The sequence below is a fragment of the Micromonospora sp. NPDC049529 genome, assembly GCF_055586685.1.
Genome location: NZ_JBVJHT010000011.1, coordinates 188,539 through 203,948, shown reverse-complemented (window position 1 = coordinate 203,948; position 15,410 = coordinate 188,539). Strand labels below are relative to the sequence as shown.

The window sequence follows — 15,410 nt, the reverse complement described above, 5'->3', positions numbered from 1 at the left end:
TCAGACCAGCGAGTCGCGCCACTGGCGGTGCAGGAGCGCGTACCGGCCGCCGTCCCGGACCAGGCCGGCCGGGGGGCCGTCCTCGACGATCCGCCCGGCGTCCACCACCAGTACCCGGTCGGCGATCTCCACCGTGGAGAGCCGGTGCGCGATCACCAGCGCGGTGCGGCCGCGCAGGATCGTGCGCAGTGCCCGCTGCACCAGCCGTTCGCTCGGTACGTCCAGCGACGAGGTCGCCTCGTCCAGGATCAGCACGGTCGGGTCGGCGAGGAAGGCGCGGGCGAACGCGACGAGCTGGCGCTGCCCGGCGGAGAGCCGACCGCCGCGCCGGTGCACGTCGGTGTCGTACCCGTCCGGCAGGGCGGTGATGAAGTCGTGCGCGCCGATCGCCCGCGCCGCCGCCTCGATCTCCGACCGGCCGGCGCCGGGGCGACCGAACCGGATGTTGTCGGCGATCGAGCCGGCGAACAGGTGGTTCTCCTGGGTCACCATCACCACCGCCCGGCGCAACCGGGCGTCGTCGATCTGCCGCAGGTCGACCCCGTCCAGGCTGACCGTGCCGGCGCTCGGGTCGTAGAATCGGGCGACCAGCTTGGCCACGGTGGACTTGCCGGCCCCGGTCGCCCCGACCAGGGCCACGATCTGCCCCGCCGGGATCCGCAGGCTCAACTCCGGCAGCACCGGGGTCCCGTCCCGGTAGCTGAAGGTCACCCCCCGGAACTCGATCGCACCGCCGCCGGCCGGCAGCACCGCCGGCTGCTTCGGCTCCGGTACGCCGGGCTGCTCGTCGAGCACTCCGGAGAGCTTCTCCAGCGCCGCCGTGGCCGACTGGAGCGCGTTGTAGAACTGGCTCAGCTCCTGCATCGGCTCGAAGAACCGGCGCAGGTAGAGCAGGAACGCCGCGAGTACGCCGATCTCCGCGTCGCCGCCCAGCACCCGCCAGCCGCCGTACGTCAGCACCACCGCCACGGTCACGTTGCCGATCACCTTGATGCCGGGTGAGTAGGTGGCGATGAGCCGGAAGGCACGCAGGTTCGCCCGCCGGTACTCGTCGTTGACGGTGGCGAAGATGTGCTGGTTGCGCGGCTCGCGGCGGAACGCCTGCACCGCCCGGATCCCGCCGAGCGACTCCACGAAGTGCACGATCACCAGGGCGACCGCCTCCCGCGTACGGCGGTAGGCCAGCCCGGAGGCGCGGGCGAACCAGCGGGAGATGACCAGCAGGAACGGGAACGCGAGCAGGGTCACCGCCGCGAGTGGCGGATCGAGCCAGAGCAGTACTCCGGCGACCGAGACGATGGAGAGTCCGGCCAGTACCAGGTCGTCGATGCCGCCGTCGACGAGTTCCGCGATCGAGTCCATGTCGCTGGTCAGCCGGGAGATCACCCGGCCGGAGGTGTACCGCTCGTGGAAGCCGACCGACAGGCGCAGGAAGTGGTCGTACACCCGCTGGCGCAGGTTGATCAGGACGGCCTGGCCGATCCGCGAGGAGAGGGTGAGGAAGCCGCGCTTGCCCGCGTACTCGCCGGCGGTCGCGGCGACGAACGCGACCGCGATCCCGATCAGCAGCATCGGGTTCCCCTCGCGCAGGGGTCCGATGGCCCGGTCGATGCCGAGCATCACCAGGTACGGGCCGGCCATTCCGGCGGCGTTCTGGAGCAGGAGCAGCAGCACCGCCAGCCCGATCAGCCGGCGGTGCGGCCGGAGCAGGGAGCCGAGCAGCGCCCGGCTGCGGGACCGGAGCCGGGCGAGCGCACGGGAACTGCCCTGCTCGGCGACGGTCCGCTCGGCGTCCGGGTCGGTGGCGATGCCCCGCCAGTCGGCCAGCCCACCGTCGGCGGCGGTCGCGGGGGCGGTCGCGGCGGCGCCCGGACGGTCCCGGCCGCTCTCGGGCTTCGTGGCCCTCACGAGCGGACCAGGCCGGAGTCGTCGGGATCCCCGGCGGCGGAGAGGACCGCCCGGTACTCCGGCACGGTGGCGAGCAGTTCCGAGTGGGTGCCGACGGCGGCGATCCGGCCGTCGGCGAGCAACGCCACCCGGTCGGCCAGCGCCACGGTCGACGGCCGGTGCACCACCAGCAGCGCGGTGGTGTCGCTCAGCACCCGGGCCAGCGCCGCCTCCACCAGCGCCTCGGTGTGTACGTCGAGCGCGGAGAGTGGATCGTCGAGCACCAGCACCCCCGGTCGTCCGAGTACGGCGCGGGCCAGGGCGAGTCGCTGCCGTTGCCCGCCGGAGAGGGAGAGCCCCTGTTCGCCGACCCGGGTCGCCAGCCCCCACGGCAGGTCGTACACGAAGTCGGCCTGGGCCACCGCGAGCGCGTCGCGGACCTCGTCGTCGGTGGCGTCGGGCCGGCCCAGGGTGAGGTTCTCCCGGACCGACATGGAGAACAGCGTCGGTTCCTCGAACGCCACCCCGACAACCCGGCGCAGCCCGGTCAGCCGGATGTCGCGGATGTCCCGTCCGTCCAGCGTGACCCGGCCGGTGGTGACGTCGTAGAGCCTCGGCACCAGGGAGAGCAGGGTGGTCTTGCCGGATCCGGTGGCGCCGACGATCGCCATCGTCTCGCCCGGTTCCACCTCCAGGGTGACGTCGCGCAGCACCGGTCGGGCGACCCCCGGGTAGCCGAAGCCGACCCCGTCGAACCGGAGCCGGCCGCGCACCGCCGACCGGTCCAGCGCGACCGCGTGCGGGCGGTCCACGATGGTCGGGGTGGTGTCGAGCACCTCGTGGATCCGGTCGGCGGCGGTGATCGCCTCCTGCCCGTTGGCGATGATCCAGCCGAGGGACTCGATCGGCCAGATCAGCATCAGTTGCAGGGTGACGAAGGCGACCAGTTCGCCGATGGTCAGCGCGTCCCGGGCCACCGCGACCGCCCCGGCGACCAGCACCACCGCCAGGGTCAGGTTCGGCACCAGGTCGAACTCCGCCGACGTACGGGCCAGCAGCCGGCCCTTGCCGGTGGCGGTGTCGTGCAGCTGCCGGGCCCGTACGGCGAACCGGTGCGCCATGTCCGGGCGCCGCCCGAACGACTTGATGGTGCGCAGCCCCTGGGTCGACTCCTCGACCAGGGTGGCCAGGTCGCCCTGTTCGTCCTGGAGTTGCCGGGAGGCGGCCAGGTAGGAGCGGGTGAACCGGCGGCTGATCAGGAACAGTGGCACCGCGCTCGCCGCGACCAGCAGCCCGAGCGGCCAGTGCAGGTGGATCAGGAGCGCCACCACGGCGAGGTAGGTGCCGGTGTTGACGATCAGGAAGAGCAGCCCGAAGGAGAGGAACCGCCGGATCACCGAGAGGTCGGTGGTGACCCGGGAGAGCAGTTGGCCGGACTGCCAGCGGTCGTGGAAGCCCACCTGAAGCTGTTGCAGGTGGGCGTAGATGTCGTTGCGGATGGCCGACTCGATGCCGAGGGCGGTGGACGACTGCACCCAGCGCCGGACGAAGATCAGCGCGGCCTCGGCCAGACCGAACAGCAGGGCCACGGCGCCGAGCCGGAACAGGCCCTCGGGGTCGTGCCGCGCGATCGGCCCGTCGACCACCTCCCGGATGACCAGCGGTACGGCGAGGCTCGCCGCGGTGCCGGCGAACGCGACGACCAGCAGCCAGCCGAGCTGTCCGGCGTACGGGCGCACGTAGCGCCGCAGGCGCCACAGGTTGCGCGGGAAGTGCGGACCGGTGCCCGCTCGGAACGTAGGGGAACGATCACTTTCCGGAGGCACCCAGCAACGGTATCGGTAACTGCCGATTTGGTGGGAGTCAGCTTGCCGTCAACTGCCGCTCATGACCGAGAAGCCACTTCTTCACCTCCAGCCCCCAGCGGAACCCGCCCAGGCCACCGTCGGTGCGCAGCACCCGGTGGCACGGCACGAAGAGCGCGGCGGCGTTGCGGGCGCACGCGGCCGCCGCCGCCCGGACCGCCCGCGGCCGGCCGGAAAGCTCGGCGAACCCGGTGTACGTCACCGGCTCACCCGGCTTGACCTCGCGCAGGGTCCGCCAGGCGTGGGCCATGAACTCGCCGCCGGTGTACTGCTCCACCGGCACCTCGTCGATCGCGGCCAGCTCACCGTCCAGGTAGGACCGGACCGCGACGGTCACCGCCCCCAGGTCGGCGCGGGGCCGCACCGGGGCACGCAGGCTCGGGTGTACGACCGCCAGCAGCGGCTCGACGTCGGCGGTGAAACCGGCCGCGCGTACCCGCCCGTCGGCGTCGGTGAGGATGGTCAGCGGCCCGGTCGGCGTGGCCAGGGTGCTGCTGTTCAGCTCGTTCATGCTGCTCTCCAGAGTCGGATCGTGGCGTAGGAACGCCAGGGACGCCACCGGGTGGCGTACTCGGCGAGGGTCGATGGTGTGTCGGGCAGGCCGAGCGCGGTCGCGCCGTGGCGTACGCCGAGGTCGGTGGGGAGGAACGCGTCCGGGTCGCCGACCGCGCGCAGCAGGACGTACGCGGCGGTCCACGGGCCGATGCCGGGCAACCCGGTCAGTTCGGCGGTGAGCTGCTCCCGATCCGCCCCCGGATCGAGGTCGAGGCTGCCGTCGGCGACCGCGCGGGCCACCGTACGGATCGTCTCCCGCCGGGCGGCCGGCATGGCGTACGCGGAGTCCGGCAGGGCGAGCACGTGCTCCGCCGACGGGAACGCCCGCAGCGCTGTCGTTTCCGGCTGTTCCCCGTCGGCCGGGTGGGCGTCGATCAGCCGACCCAGCACGGTCCGGGCACCGGCGACGGAGACCTGCTGGCCGACGATCGCCCGAACCGCCATCTCGAAGCCGTCGACGGCACGCGGCACCCGTACACCGGGTTCCTTCGCCACCGACGCGGTGAGCGCGGGGTCGGCGGCGAGGGTGCCGTCCACCGCCTCCGGATCGGCGTCCAGGTCGAGCAGGCGCCGGCAACGGGCCACCGCGGGCGCCAGGTCGCGTACGTCGGTCAGGCGCAGCGTCGCCGCCACGTATCCGGGCTGCGGGGTCAGGGTCACCTCGGCCGGGCCGTGCGGCAACCGCAGCGCACGGGCGTACGAGCCGTCGCCGACCCGTTCCACCCCCGGCAGCGCCCGCAGGGCGAAGAAGTCGAGCAGCGCGTCGACGTGCAACGGCGCCCGGTACGCGAGCCGCAGCGCGACCGTACCCGCGCCCGTACCGGTGGCCGGGCGGTTGCGTGCGGTGGCGCGCAGTTGCGACGGGACCGCCGCGTACACCTCCCGGATCGTGTCGTTGAACTGCCGCACGCTGCCGAACCCGGCGGCGAACGCGATCTCGGCCAGGCCGAGGTCGGTCGTCTCGATCAGGATCCGGGCGGTCTGCGCGCGTTGGGCGCGGGCCAGGGCCAGCGGCCCGGCGCCGACCTGTGCGGTGAGCATCCGGTGCAGGTGCCGTTCGGTGTAACCGAGCCGGGCGGCCAGTCCCGGCACCCCGTCCCGGTCGACCACCCCGTCGGCGATCAGCCGCATCGCCCGGCCGACCACGTCCGCCCGGACGTCCCAGTCCGGTGAGCCGGGTGCCGCGTCGGGTCGGCACCGGCGGCAGGCCCGCAGTCCGGTCCGCTGGGCGGCGGCGGCCGACGGGAAGAAGTCGACGTTCTCCCGCTTCGGGGTGACGGCCGGGCAGGACGGCCGGCAGTAGATCCCGGTGGTCCGTACGCCGGTGTAGAACCAGCCGTCGAACCGCTGGTCACGGCTGTCGACCGCCCGGTAGCACCGCTCGAAGTCCAACTCCACGTCACCGATCGTGCCCCGCGGTCCGGCCCCGTGCTAGCGGGATTCGGACGTCACCGTGCGGCCGTCCCGGCGGGGGCACCGGGACCCCTGCGTATGCTGGTCTGTCGTGGCTATCTCGCTAGGCATCGTCGGCCTGCCCAACGTCGGCAAGAGCACGCTCTTCAACGCCCTGACCAAGAACGACGTGTTGGCCGCGAACTACCCGTTCGCGACGATCGAGCCCAACACGGGCGTCGTCGGGCTGCCGGACGCGCGGCTGGACAAGCTCGCCGAGATCCACGGCTCGCAGAAGATCCTTCCCGCGCCGGTGACCTTCGTCGACATCGCCGGCCTGGTCCGGGGCGCCTCCAAGGGGCAGGGCCGGGGCAACGCGTTCCTCGCCAACATCCGCGAGGCCGCCGCGATCTGCCAGGTCGTCCGGGCCTTCTCCGACCCGAACGTGGTGCACGTCGACGGCAAGGTCTCGCCGGCCGACGACATCGAGACGATCAACACCGAGCTGATCCTCGCCGACCTGCAAACCCTGGAGAAGGCGCTGCCCCGGCTGGAGAAGGAAGCCCGGATGCGCAAGGACCGGGCGGCGGCGGTCGAGGCGGCCAAGAAGGCGTCCGAACTGCTCAACACCGGCGTGACCCTCTACGCCGGCGCGGCCCGCGCCGGCATCGAGGTGGAGCACCTGCGCGAGCTGCACCTGCTCACGACCAAGCCCTTCCTGTACGTCTTCAACGTCGACGAGGCCGAGCTCGGCAACGCCGAGTTCCTCGACGAACTGCGCCTGCTCGTCGCCCCCGCCGAGGCCGTGTTCATGGACGCCAAGGTCGAGTCCGAACTGATCGACCTGCCGGCGGAGGAGGCCCGCGAGCTGCTGGAGTCGATCGGGCAGTCGGAGCCGGGGCTGGACCAGCTGATCCGGATCGGCTTCCGTACGCTCGGGCTCCAGACGTACCTGACCGCCGGGCCGAAGGAGGCGCGTGCCTGGACCATCCCGGTCGGGGCGACCGCACCCGAGGCAGCCGGGGTGATCCACACCGACTTCCAGCGCGGCTTCATCAAGGCCGAGATCGTCTCGTACGACGATCTGGTCACCGCCGGTTCGATGGCGGCGGCGAAGGCGGCCGGCCGGGTCCGGCTGGAGGGCAAGGACTACGTCATGCAGGACGGCGACGTGGTCGAGTTCAGGTTCAACGTGTAGTGACGTTCCGGTTCAACCTCCGACGGAGTCGGCGCCCGGCTCAGCCCTTGCGTGCAGGCAGCAGCCCATTCAGATCAAGCGTGATCGTGAACGGTGTCGTGGTGCGCAGCTCGCTTCGATGAATCGCGCTCGGCACGTACGACCGGGTGGGCCCGTCGAGTTCATAGGCGTGGACCACGGGTGATCCATCCTCGGTGCGCTGGCGCTGCCAGCCCGTCCCTGGTGGCGTTGAGCGACTGGCAGAGGTCGACGGCGGCTCGGATTGCGGTCAATGGGTAAATGGTTGTGTGACTACGGCATCGCGTCGAGTTCAGGTTCGAGGTCCGGAGTCCAGGCGCCCGTCGGCAAGTGCAACGTTCGAGGAGGCCCGCGTGCCCCAGGGATGGAAGTGGGACGAGACCCTGTTCCGGGGTAGCGCCCCCTACTACGAGGCGGGCCGACTTCCGTACGCCCCCGGTGTGGTCGCCGCGCTGACCGACGTCCTGGCGCTCGACGGCACCGGGCGGCTGCTCGACGTGGGCTGCGGGCCCGGCACCGCCACCCTGCCGCTGGCCGGCTCGTTCGAGGAGGCCGTGGGGGTCGACCCGGACACCGACATGCTCGCCGAGGCCCGGCGGCGGGCCGAGCGCGCCGGCGTCGGCAACGTCCGTTGGGTACGTGCCCGCGCGGAGGACCTGCCCGCCGGTCTCGGTACCTTCCGGATGGCGTTGTTCGCACAGTCCTTCCACTGGATGGCGCGCGACCGGGTGGCCGCGACGATCCGCGGCATGCTGCAACCGGGTGGCGCCTTCGTCCAGATGAGCGACGTCAAGGAGCCGGTGCCGACCACCGATCTTCCGTTCCCGGTGCCGCCGTACGCCGCCATCGCGGACCTGGTCCGCGACTACCTGGGTCCGGTACGCCGAGCCGGCCAGGGCGTGCTGCCGCACGGTACGCCCGGCGACGAGGCCGCCGTGCTGAGCCGGGCCGGTTTTGCCGAGCCGCAGCGGTTGCGGGTGCCGGCCGGAGCCGTCCTGGAGCGGACGGTCGACGACGTGGTTGCCACGGTCTACTCCCTCTCGTTCTCCGCGCCGCACCTGTTCGGTGAGCGCCGGGGCCGGTTCGAGGACGACCTTCGCGGCCTGCTGCACCGCTGCGCCGACCACGGCATCTTCGCCGAGCGGGTGCCCGACACCGAACTTTTCGTCTGGCGCGGTACGGGCGGCTGACCGTACGGGCCCGGGGAATGGTTCCGGCGCCCCCGTCAGTCGCCGGAACCATTACCCCTCGTGGCCGGTGCTGGACCCCGCAGCACCACGGCCCGGCAGTCGGTCGCCCCGCCCTTCGCCCCGCCGGCGTTGCCCCGCTGCTGGAACCAGCTTGGCCAACGGGCCCGGTTTCCGGAACCGGCATCGCCTGTCCCGGACATACCGCCACCTGTCCGGCCTGCTCAGGACGGGTCCGGGGGTCCTGTCCGGGACGGTCGGGGAGGCGCGCGGGAGGGCGTGCGGTTGCGTCGGCACCGGATATCGACGTGTACTGGTGCAGAAAGGTTTGTGTGGAAGTGACCACTGCCTCGGGGGGAACGTGTGCCGGACGACGACCCCAACCGGGCCGATGTCACCTCGGTCCGCACGGCCGGCGACTATGTCGCGCTGCTGCGAGAGGTCCGGGAACAGTCCGGCCTGAGCTACCGGGAGATCGAACGCCGCTCCGCCGCCGCCGGGCACTGGTTGCCCCGCAGCACGCTCGCCACCATGCTCGGCCGCGCCACCCTGCCCCGCGAGGATCTGGTCGTCGCGCTGCTGACGGTCTGCGGCCGGAGGCCGCCGGAGGTGGAGCGCTGGCTGTCGGCTCGGCAGCGGATCGCGGCGGGGCAGGTCGAGCCACCGACGCCGGCCTCCCCGGAGTCGACAGTCACGCCGGAGTCGACAGCCGAGCCGGAGGTGCCGGGCGAGCCGGAGGTGCCGGGCTTCGTTGCCGGGCGCGGCGGAGGGTTGCAGTGGCTGGGTCGTACCCGTCGGGCGATGGCCGTCGTGACAGGGGTCGTGGTCGCCGCTCTGCTGGGCGTCCTTGTCGTCACGATCGGGCCGACGGCGGACGCCCGGCGTACGGAGGCCGGCGCCCGGCCGCTGCTGTCCGGCGACTGCCCGGCGACCCTGGTGATGGGGGAGAACAGCCACTGTGTGCAGGAGTTGCAGGAGCGGTTGCAGGCCCACGGCTTCGACCTGCCGGCGGATGCCTGGTTCGGGCCGTACACCAGGACCCGGGTGATGGCGTTCCAGGTCATGTCCGGCCTGCCGTCGACCGCGATCGTGGACGAGCAGGTGAAACGCGCGCTGTACGCCGACTCGATCAACGCCCCCTTCTGGCCGAGAGCCGAGGTCAAGCGGACCCTGCGGGAGGCGTTCCCGGAGGACCCGGCGGGAGCCGTACAGCTCGCCACCTGCCTGTCACAACTCGATCCGTACTGGATCACGAGTGCGCTGGACGGGTCGCGCCGATGGGGTCTGTTCCAGTTCTCCGACCGGGAACTGATCGCCTTCGGGGTCGAGTCACGTGTCGCCCTGGACCTGCCGTGGAACGTACGGGCCGCCCGGTCCGTCTGGAGCCGCACCGGGGACTTCCGCCACTGGACGTGCGCCCCTCCGGTCTGAGTCGGCCACTCACGAGATGAAGTGCAGGATGACGTTGTGTACGTGGTGGCTCTTCTGGTCGCCGCGGAACTCGACCTCGTAGGTGTGCGTACCGACGTGGATGGCGATCGCGCCGGTGGAGAAGAACGAGCCGCCCCATGACTTGTTGCTCACCACGCTGACGCTGGTGATCTTCGAGTACGGGATGCTGGTGATGGCGACCTTCCTGCCCACGAACGACTTGTCCTGGATGATCACGCGGCGGTTGGTGAGGCCGACGAAACCTGTGCCGGCGCCGATCGCGTCGTAGACAGCGATGATCTGTTCGCCCTCGAGCAGGCCGCTCTGGACCTGCTGGAACTGTTCGTGCCGGTCATACGTGACGTTGTTGGCCATACCGCCGAGGGTAGGGACGGTACGCCACCCGACCGGTCGGTGCCGGGGCCACGTCGGTTGTGATCTGCACCAGAACCTCGGTGACGGCGTCATCGGTGTGTTTCACCCAGGAGCGGGTAATTCGCGCCGTGATCTCGGTCCGGATCGGCTCGGTCCGGCAGCGCGTTCCTGCGCTGCCGGCCGACTCGATCACGAAACGGGTCGACGCGATCCTCAGCGGGTGGGCCGAGGCGAGCCGGACCAAGGTGCGCGACCGGTTCCGGCAGATCGAGATCAACATCGTGGTCGCGCTCCAGGCCGGAGTCGCGGCGGCACTCGCCTGGGGGATCGCGCACGAGATCCTGAACACCCCGCAGCCGGTGTTCGCGCCCGCCGCGGCGGTGGGCACGATCGCCTCGTCGGTGGGCCAGCGGCTGCACCGGACGATCGCGTTGATCCTCGGGGTCGCCATCGGCATCGGCATCGGTGACGTGCTGATGCTGTTCGCCGGCAACGGCCCGTGGCAGTTGGGGGTGATCGTCGCGCTGGCCGTGATCGGGGCGATCCTGGTCAGCGGTCGGGGTGTGCTGGTGGCCCAGGCGGGCGGTACGGCGGTGCTGATCGCGGCCCTCTCGCCGGAGGTGGGTGAGCTTGAGTACCCCCGGTTCGTGGACGCGCTCATCGGCGGCGGGGTGGGGTTGGTGGTTGTCCTGCTGCTCCTGCCGCTGAATCCTCGCCGGGTGGTGCAACGGGCGGCCAGCTATCCGATCGAGGAACTCGCCCGACAGTTGAAGGTGACCGCGCAGGCGATGACCGCCCGGGACAGCGCCCGGCTCGGGAAGGCGGTCGAGGGCCTCGGAGCAATCGAGTCCGACCTGGAGAACCTCAAGACGGCGGTCGAGGGGGCGAAGGAGGTCGTACAGCTCTCGCCGGCCCGCTGGCACCGCCGCCAGATCCTGGCCCTGTTCGCCCAGGGCGCCGAGCACATGGATCACGCGGTGTGGAGCAGTCGGGGACTGGCCCGCCGCGCCGTCGGTCTGATCGAGGACAACGAACCGCTCCCGCCGGGGCTGTCCATCGCGGTGGAGCGTCTCTCCGAGGGCGTACTCATGCTGCACGACGAGTTCCGCCACGGCAGGGTTCCGGAGGATGCGCGCAGGCGGGTGCTCCGGGCGGTGCACGAGGCGACCCTGGGGTACGAGGAGGGGGTGGGTCTGTCGGGTGCGGCGGTCGTGGCGCAGGTCAGATCCGCCGCCATAGACCTGCTCAGGGCCACCGGGATCGAACGGGAGGACGCCAACCGGCTGGTTCACCAGGCGGCCGAGGCGGCCACCTGACCGTGCGGGTGGCCGGGCTGCCGGAGGGTCAGTCGTCGCTGGTCAGGCTGCGGTAGACATCCTCGATCCGGGCGGCGAGGGTGACCACGTTCTCGGTGATCGCGTCCTCGTCGGGCGCGCCGATCTTGATTTGGGTGTGGCCGTCGAGCCGGCGGAGTTCCGGCCGGATGTGTACGGCGTCCGCGGCGATCTTGATGCGTTCGGTCAGCGCCGAGTGCTGGGTATCGTCGAGGATGAGGGTGCGTTTGAGCTGACGCCCCTCCCGGTGCCAGCCGGGCAGTAGGGTGAGCGCGTCGGTCAGGTAGTCGCGCTGGGATCGACTGCGCCAGAGCGCGCGTCTCACGATGCCTCCCAAGCGTCGTTGCCGGCTTGTGGCCAAATCGTCGCTATCCCGTGTCCTAGTTGGTGTCCCCTAGTCTGTCGCCGCCCGGCTGGTGTGTCCACGTCCACAGTTCCGTGTTCTTTTGCCCTACGGTCTACCCAGGGCACCCGAACCGCCGATTGTTCTGGCACCGTTGATGCCCGTGCAGACCGAACGGGCGAGTGAAGACAGCGGTGTCGGCTACGGTGCCGAGTCAACTGATCACGCAACGCGAAAAATCAGGGTTATTGTCGGGGCCGCCATCATCGAGGACGGTCGGGTGCTCGGTTGCGCTCGGGCAAAGCCGCCCGAGGCAGCTGGAAAGTGGGAGTTTCCCGGCGGGAAAGTCGAACCCGGCGAAACCGAGACTGCCGCCCTGGTACGGGAGTGCGCCGAGGAACTGGCCGTCCGGATCGAGGTCGGAGAGCGCGTCGGTACGGACGTACCGCTCGCCAACGGTTGGGCGGTGCTCCGGGTCTACCGGGCCCGGCTACTCGGCCCTGACCAGCCGCAACGGCTGGAGCACGCCGAGTTGCGCTGGCTCGCGGCCGACGAGCTCGACCAGGTGCCCTGGCTCCCCGCCGACGAGCCCATCGTCCTCGCCCTCCACCCCATCCTGACCACCCCCCACTAGACCGCCCACACCTGCCCCGCCCCTGCCCGCGATCCAGGGCAAATGCGTACTGGTCAATCTTCGGGCACCACCATCTGCCCTGGATCGCGGAGTGGGGGAATCGCGGGGGGGTGGGTGAATGGGCCGAGGGATCGGCGGAGAAACCGCCGATCCCTCGGTGACGTGCGTGGGGGGTGAAGGGCCGGATCAGTCCTTCTGGTCGGGGTGGGCGTAATTGAGGTGATCGGCCGGCAATGGGAAGGTCACGTCGTCGCCGAACGGCGACGGAGCGGCCGGCCGGTCGAAGGTGAACTCGCTGAGCGGCATCCGCCCGCGCTCGTCGACCACCGGGGTGGTCGGGTGCGGCACCTGCCGGTGCCAGTTCACCCCGCGCAGTCCCTGCTCCTCGGCGGCCACGTCACCGGACGCGCCCCCGTGGGAGTGCGCCTCGGGGACGGCCGGATCGGTGCGCGCACCGCTCTCGTTGCCGTCCGTCTGACCCCGTCGGAAGATCTTGCTACCTAGCCACACAAGAGGATCGTACCTGCGATCGACCACGCGTTCCTTCATCGGGATGATCGCGTTGTCGGTGATCTTGATGTGCTCGGGGCACACCTCCGAGCAGCACTTGGTGATGTTGCAGTAGCCGAGGCCCTGGGACGCCTGGGCGTACTCCTTGCGGTCGGTCTTGGCGTCGAGCGGGTGCATGTCCAGCTCCGCCGCCCGGATGAAGAACCGGGGACCGGCGAACGCCTTCTTGTTCTCCTCGTGGTCACGTACCACGTGGCAGGTGTTCTGGCACAGGAAGCACTCGATGCACTTGCGGAACTCCTGCGACCGCTCGACGTCGACCTGCTTCATCCGGTACTCGCCGGGGGCGAGGTCGGCCGGCGGGGCGAACGCGGGGGTCTCCCGGGCCTTCTCGTAGTTGAACGAGACGTCCGTGACCAGGTCCCGGATCACCGGGAACGTACGCAGCGGGGTGACCGTGACCGTGTCGGTCTCCTCGAACGTCGACATCCGGGTCATGCAGCCCAGCCGGGGCATGCCGTTGATCTCCATCGAGCAGGAGCCGCACTTGCCGGCCTTGCAGTTCCAGCGGCAGGCCAGGTCGGGCGCCTCGGTGGCCTGGAGCCGGTGGATGACGTCGAGGACCACCTCGCCCTCGTTCACCTCGATCTGGTAGTCCTGCAGGTCACCGCCGGTCTCGTCGCCCCGCCAGACCTTGAAGTGGCGCTTCGTGCCCATTACTTGCCCGCCTCCTGCGCGTGCACGCCGCCGGTGCTGACACCCTCGCTGAGGGCGTCGAAGTCGGCCAGCTCGTCTTCGGTCAGGTACTTCGACAACTCCGTGCGGTCGAAGAGCTGGATCAGCTCGGCCCGCATCTTCGGCAGGGGCTTGTGCTCCAGCCGTACCTTGTCGCCGTCGAGCGAGCAGACCAGGTTGACCATGCGCCAGTCCGGCGCCATCTTCGGGAAGTCCTCCCGGGTGTGCCCGCCGCGCGACTCCTCGCGCTCCAGCGCCGCCTTCGCGGTGCACTCCGAGACGATCAGCATGTTGCGCAGGTCGAGCGCCAGGTGCCAGCCCGGGTTGTACCGCCGGCCGCCGGTCGCGCCCACCTTCGCCACCCGCTCCCGCAGGTCGGCGAGGCGGACCAGGGCGTCCTCCAGCTCGCCCTTGCGCCGGATGATGCCGACCAGGTCGCCCATCACCGCCTGGAGGTCCTGCTGCAACGTGTACGGGTTCTCGCCGTCCGGCCGCTCCAGCGGGGCCAGGGCCCGGTCCACCGAGGCCGCGACGTCGGTCGCCGACACCTTCGGGCGCGCGGTCAGCCCGTCGGCGTACGCGGCCGCGTGGCCGCCCGCGCGTCGGCCGAAGACCAGCAGGTCGGACAGGGAGTTGCCGCCGAGCCGGTTGGACCCGTGCATGCCACCGGAGACCTCACCGGCGGCGAACAGCCCCTGGATGTGGCCGTGTGCCGCCGCGGTGTCCGGGTCGACCTCGACCCCGCCCATCACGTAGTGGCAGGTCGGTCCGACCTCCATCGGCTGCTTGGTGATGTCGACGTCGGCCAACTCCTTGAACTGGTGGTACATCGACGGCAGTCGGCGCTTGACCTCCTCGGCCGGCAACCGGCTGGCGATGTCCAGGTAGACGCCGCCGGCCGGGGTGCCGCGACCGGCCTTCACCTCGCTGTTGATGGCGCGGGCGACCTCGTCGCGGGGGAGCAGCTCCGGCGGGCGCCGGTTGTTGTCCGGGTCGGAGTACCAGCGGTCCGCCTCCTCCTCGGTCTCCGCGTACTGCTTGCGGAAGACGTCGGGGACGTAGTCGAACATGAACCGCTTGCCGTCGGAGTTCTTCAGTACGCCACCGTCACCCCGGACCGACTCGGTGACCAGGATCCCCTTCACCGAGGGCGGCCAGACCATGCCGGTCGGGTGGAACTGGAGGAACTCCATGTTGATCAGGGTGGCGCCGGCCCGCAGGGCGAGCGCGTGCCCGTCGCCGGTGTACTCCCAGGAGTTCGAGGTGACCTTGTACGACTTGCCGACCCCGCCCGTCGCGAGCACCACCGACGGCGCCTCGAACAGGACGAACTCGCCGGACTCCCGGTAGTAACCGAAGGCGCCGGCGACCCGGGGGCCGTCCGGGCCGGAGGAGTCCAGCAGCAGTTCGGTGATGGTGGTCTCGGCGAACACCCTGATCCGGGCGTCGTAGTCGCCGAACTCCCGCTTGTCCTCCTGCTGCAACGAGACGATCTTCTGTTGCAGGGTACGGATCAGTTCCAGCCCGGTCCGGTCGCCGACGTGCGCCAGCCGCGGGTACTCGTGGCCACCGAAGTTGCGCTGGGAGATCTTGCCGTCCTTGGTGCGGTCGAAGAGCGCACCGTACGTCTCCAGCTCCCAGATCCGCTGCGGCGACTCCTTCGCGTGCAGTTCGGCCATCCGGAAGTTGTTCAGGAACTTGCCGCCGCGCATGGTGTCCCGGAAGTGGACCTGCCAGTTGTCCCGGCTGTTCACGTTTCCCATCGCCGCCGCCGCGCCGCCCTCGGCCATCACCGTGTGGGCCTTGCCGAACAGGGACTTGGAGATGATGGCGGTGCGCTTGCCTGCCATCCGGGCTTCGATCGCCGCCCGCAGGCCGGCGCCGCCGGCCCCGATCACGACGACATCGTAGTGGTGCCGTTCGATTCGCGTAGTCATGTCAGGCCC

General features: G+C 70.9%; 14 protein-coding genes. 5 read left to right on the top strand and 9 right to left on the bottom strand.

The window, feature by feature from the left end; genetic code table 11:
* From ACZ6QQ_RS21030 to ACZ6QQ_RS21015, 4 genes are read right to left on the bottom strand one after another with little or no spacing between them, the layout of a single operon-like run.
* The gene (locus ACZ6QQ_RS21030) at positions 1-1,908 is read right to left on the bottom strand and encodes an ABC transporter ATP-binding protein (RefSeq protein WP_465878201.1); all 1,908 of its coding nucleotides are present in this window, start codon (positions 1,906-1,908) and stop codon (positions 1-3) included.
* The gene (locus ACZ6QQ_RS21025) at positions 1,905-3,713 is read right to left on the bottom strand and encodes an ABC transporter ATP-binding protein (RefSeq protein ID WP_465878199.1); all 1,809 of its coding nucleotides are present in this window, start codon (positions 3,711-3,713) and stop codon (positions 1,905-1,907) included. Before ACZ6QQ_RS21025 ends, ACZ6QQ_RS21030 begins: the two co-directional genes overlap by 4 nt.
* Positions 3,714-3,750: 37 nt before the next feature.
* Complete coding sequence (locus tag ACZ6QQ_RS21020; protein WP_465878198.1) at positions 3,751-4,263, bottom strand: methylated-DNA--[protein]-cysteine S-methyltransferase; 513 nt, start codon at positions 4,261-4,263, stop codon at positions 3,751-3,753.
* On the bottom strand, positions 4,260-5,705 hold the full coding sequence (locus ACZ6QQ_RS21015) for an AlkA N-terminal domain-containing protein (RefSeq protein ID WP_465878196.1): 1,446 nt from the start codon (positions 5,703-5,705) through the stop codon (positions 4,260-4,262). Before ACZ6QQ_RS21015 ends, ACZ6QQ_RS21020 begins: the two co-directional genes overlap by 4 nt.
* Positions 5,706-5,811: 106 nt before the next feature.
* Between ACZ6QQ_RS21015 and ychF the strand changes: the two genes are divergently transcribed.
* Entirely contained in the window at positions 5,812-6,897 is a 1,086-nt protein-coding gene (ychF, locus tag ACZ6QQ_RS21010; RefSeq protein WP_465878194.1) for a redox-regulated ATPase YchF, read from the top strand.
* Positions 6,898-6,937: 40 nt separating this feature from the next.
* On the opposite strand, the gene ACZ6QQ_RS21005 is transcribed toward ychF, so the two are convergent.
* Positions 6,938-7,075 carry a hypothetical protein gene (locus ACZ6QQ_RS21005; RefSeq protein ID WP_465878192.1) on the bottom strand — a complete coding sequence of 46 codons (138 nt, stop codon included), beginning with the start codon at positions 7,073-7,075 and terminating at the stop codon, positions 6,938-6,940.
* A 193-nt stretch (positions 7,076-7,268) separates the two neighbouring features.
* On the opposite strand from ACZ6QQ_RS21005, the gene ACZ6QQ_RS21000 reads away from it, so the two are divergent.
* Together ACZ6QQ_RS21000 and ACZ6QQ_RS20995 are read left to right on the top strand one after the other, a co-directional pair.
* A complete protein-coding gene (locus ACZ6QQ_RS21000) occupies positions 7,269-8,105 on the top strand; it encodes a class I SAM-dependent methyltransferase (RefSeq protein ID WP_465878191.1) in 837 nt (278 codons plus the stop codon).
* A gap of 360 nt (positions 8,106-8,465) precedes the next feature.
* The gene (locus ACZ6QQ_RS20995; protein ID WP_465878190.1) at positions 8,466-9,533 is read left to right on the top strand and encodes a peptidoglycan-binding protein; all 1,068 of its coding nucleotides are present in this window, start codon (positions 8,466-8,468) and stop codon (positions 9,531-9,533) included.
* A 9-nt stretch (positions 9,534-9,542) separates the two neighbouring features.
* Here ACZ6QQ_RS20995 and ACZ6QQ_RS20990 read toward each other — a convergent pair whose 3' ends face one another.
* Positions 9,543-9,908 carry a PH domain-containing protein gene (locus ACZ6QQ_RS20990; protein WP_465878189.1) on the bottom strand — a complete coding sequence of 122 codons (366 nt, stop codon included), beginning with the start codon at positions 9,906-9,908 and terminating at the stop codon, positions 9,543-9,545.
* Positions 9,909-9,988: 80 nt separating this feature from the next.
* Between ACZ6QQ_RS20990 and ACZ6QQ_RS20985 the strand changes: the two genes are divergently transcribed.
* Positions 9,989-11,224, top strand: coding sequence for an FUSC family protein (locus ACZ6QQ_RS20985; protein WP_465878187.1), 1,236 nt, complete (start codon positions 9,989-9,991; stop codon positions 11,222-11,224).
* 28 nt (positions 11,225-11,252) lie between these two features.
* Here ACZ6QQ_RS20985 and ACZ6QQ_RS20980 read toward each other — a convergent pair whose 3' ends face one another.
* The gene (locus tag ACZ6QQ_RS20980) at positions 11,253-11,567 is read right to left on the bottom strand and encodes a 4a-hydroxytetrahydrobiopterin dehydratase (protein ID WP_465878186.1); all 315 of its coding nucleotides are present in this window, start codon (positions 11,565-11,567) and stop codon (positions 11,253-11,255) included.
* Between the two features lie 181 nt (positions 11,568-11,748).
* Here ACZ6QQ_RS20980 and ACZ6QQ_RS20975 point away from each other — a divergent pair, with 181 nt between their 5' ends.
* Positions 11,749-12,219, top strand: a complete 471-nt coding sequence (locus ACZ6QQ_RS20975) for a (deoxy)nucleoside triphosphate pyrophosphohydrolase (protein WP_465878184.1) — start codon at positions 11,749-11,751, stop codon at positions 12,217-12,219.
* Between the two features lie 186 nt (positions 12,220-12,405).
* Here ACZ6QQ_RS20975 and ACZ6QQ_RS20970 read toward each other — a convergent pair whose 3' ends face one another.
* Both ACZ6QQ_RS20970 and ACZ6QQ_RS20965 read right to left on the bottom strand, forming a co-directional pair.
* Positions 12,406-13,446 carry a succinate dehydrogenase/fumarate reductase iron-sulfur subunit gene (locus ACZ6QQ_RS20970; RefSeq protein WP_465878182.1) on the bottom strand — a complete coding sequence of 347 codons (1,041 nt, stop codon included), beginning with the start codon at positions 13,444-13,446 and terminating at the stop codon, positions 12,406-12,408.
* Positions 13,446-15,401 carry a fumarate reductase/succinate dehydrogenase flavoprotein subunit gene (locus tag ACZ6QQ_RS20965; protein ID WP_465878181.1) on the bottom strand — a complete coding sequence of 652 codons (1,956 nt, stop codon included), beginning with the start codon at positions 15,399-15,401 and terminating at the stop codon, positions 13,446-13,448. Before ACZ6QQ_RS20965 ends, ACZ6QQ_RS20970 begins: the two co-directional genes overlap by 1 nt.
* Positions 15,402-15,410 lie beyond the last annotated feature (9 nt).